The sequence below is a fragment of the Caballeronia sp. genome (assembly GCF_049581465.1).
Lineage (GTDB): Bacteria > Pseudomonadota > Gammaproteobacteria > Burkholderiales > Burkholderiaceae > Caballeronia.
This window is the reverse complement of record NZ_JBAUSA010001007.1, coordinates 1-2334: the sequence shown is the minus strand read 5'-3', so window position 1 is coordinate 2334 and position 2334 is coordinate 1. Positions and strand designations below refer to the sequence as shown.

1 protein-coding gene and 2 pseudogenes are annotated in these 2334 nt (G+C 63.4%); all 3 read left to right on the top strand.

Going from position 1 to position 2334, the window contains the following annotated elements:
- Positions 1 to 310, top strand: a pseudogene (locus WCA53_RS24675) (efflux RND transporter periplasmic adaptor subunit); the annotation flags it as partial.
- Positions 303 to 1805: an efflux transporter outer membrane subunit gene (locus tag WCA53_RS24670; protein WP_423916609.1), complete on the top strand. Its 1503-nt coding sequence runs from the start codon at positions 303 to 305 to the stop codon at positions 1803 to 1805. The pseudogene WCA53_RS24675 and the gene WCA53_RS24670, both read left to right, overlap by 8 nt.
- A gap of 16 nt (positions 1806 to 1821) precedes the next feature.
- Positions 1822 to 2334 (top strand): annotated as a pseudogene (locus WCA53_RS24665) (alpha/beta fold hydrolase); the annotation flags it as partial.

Sequence of the window (2334 nt, the reverse complement as noted above, 5' to 3'; positions counted from 1 at the left end):
CGGTCATCTCCTGCTCCCGGGCAGCTTCGTGAACCTGCATTTTGCGCTGCCGGCACGTGCCGGTGCGTTGCGGGTGCCGGCCAGCGCGCTGATATTCGACAAACAGGGGCTGCATCTCGCGACGGTTGATAACCACGACGAGGTTCGGTTCAAACCAGTGGCGATCCTGCAGGACCTGGGAAATGCGGTGGAAATCGGCTCGGGACTGACCGATAGTGACCGCGTCATCGACACGCCACCCGACGGTCTTGCCGAAGGTGACCATGTCCAGGTTGCCACTTCCGGGGGCAAGGTTGCAGACCATGGCTAAACGACGAGCATTTGTCTCACTCGCGGGTTCAATGGCGCTTGCTGCGTGCTCACTCGCGCCGCCCTACAAGGTTCCGGATGTACCGGTCGCGCAACAGTATCAGTCACAGGGTCCGTGGACTACGGCCAGGCCATCGGACCGGCTCGACCGTGCCGGCTGGTGGAAGCTGTACCGGGAGCCCAAACTCGACGCGCTCGAACAACTCCTGATAGCAAATAACGCCGACCTTAGCGCGGCGTTCTTTCACTACGTGCAGGCCGAGGCGTACGTCAGGCAGGTCAGCGCCCAGCTGTACCCTCAGGTCGCTACAGCCGGCAATGTCGAGCGTGACCGCGAGTCCGATACAAGGCCGTTGCGCGGCGCGACTGCGCCGGCGGACTACAACTCAGCCACGCTCGGTGTCGAAGTCGACTACGAGGTGGACCTGTGGGGACGCGTTCGAGATTCCGTTGCTGCAGGCAAGGACGAGAGCCTGGCGACCAAGGCCGACCTCGCATCGACGCAGTTGAGTCTCGAGGCTGAACTGGCTCGCAGCTACCTCGACCTGCGTGGCTTTGACGAGCAGATCAACCTCCTCGACGGCACTGCGCAGGCTTATCAGAAGGCGCTCGATCTCACCCGCACGCTGCATGACGGCGGAATCGTCTCCGAGCTCGATGTAGCACGGGCCAGGACCCAGTTGTCGTCGGCCCAGTCTGATCTCTCGCAGGTCCGGGCCAAACGCGCGCTGCTGGAGCACGCGATCGCAGTGCTGGTTGGCGCGTCGGCCTCGGACTTCCGGATCGAGCCACGCACTGATCCGGTCGCGCTGCCCGCAATCCCGGTGGGTGTGCCGTCGGCTTTGCTGCAAAGACGACCCGATGTAGCGGCGGCCGAGCGGCGCGTTGCAGAGGCCAATTCGCGGATCGGCGTGGCGCGTGCAGCTTACTTCCCGTCACTGAATCTCAGCGCGCAAGCTGGTCTGCAGAGCTCCGTGTATGCCGATCTGCTCTCTGCACCGAGTGCCTTCTGGACGATCGGGCCGACGCTGGCGGTGTACCTCCTGGACGGGGGAAAGCGGCGAGCCCAGGTGGACTCTGCGAAGGCGGCAACGGCAGAGGCGGGTGCCCGCTATCGCAGTGTGGTACTTGGCTCATTCAGGCAGGTGGAAGACAACCTGACGTTGCTCAGCGAGCTGGGCACCGCCGCGGCTCAGCAACAGGACGCCGCAAGTGCAGCGGACCTGTCGGTCAAGCTCGCGCTCGACCGCTACCGGCGCGGTGCTGTTAGCTATCTGGACGTGGTCGAGGCGCAATCGGCCGCGCTCGAATCGCAGCGCAGCGTAATCGGGCTCCAGACCCAACAGCTCGACGCGAACGTGGACCTCATTCGCGCGCTCGGGGGTGGCTGGACCTCGGACGACCTTGAGCGAACTGAAGCACCCAGGAAATCTCTTAATCTGGATGCGCGAACAGGCAGCCCGCTTGCGACGCGTCGTCCTTCATTGACAAACTAAAGCGCTTCCTGTCCCCGATACGCCGCGCAATGGCCAGCAGGCAGTGCTCGCGGTCGATGTCATTGCGTTGATGGACGCATTGAAAATCGATCAGGCCATTCTCGGCGGTTTCGACTGGGGAGGGCGCGCGGGCGATATCGTCGCTGCCCTGTGGCCAGAACGGTGCAAGGCGCTCGTCTCCGTGAGCGGATACCTGATCGGCAGCCCGGAGGCGAGTAGCAAGCCGCTGCCGCCGAAAGCCGAGCTCGCCTGGTGGTATCATTTATTTCGCGACCGAGCGCGGGGCGGAGGGTTATGCGGCGAATCGGAATGCGTTCAACAAGCTGATCTGGCAACTCGCGTCGCCTAAGTGGCATTTCGATGATACGGCGTACGAGAAGTCGGCAAGGTCGTTTCAGAATCCGGACCACGCGGCGATCGTCATCGACAACTACCGCTGGCGTCTCGGTCTCGCACCTGGCGAGCGACAATATGACAAGTTCGAGGCACGGCTCGCGGCCCAACCTACGATTTCGGTGCCGACCATCAC

Bases quoted from the DNA above. Each gene is read 5' to 3' on its own strand.
- WCA53_RS24670 (WP_423916609.1), top strand. From the start codon at position 303: ATGGCTAAACGACGAGCATTTGTCTCACTCGCGGGTTCAATGGCGCTT.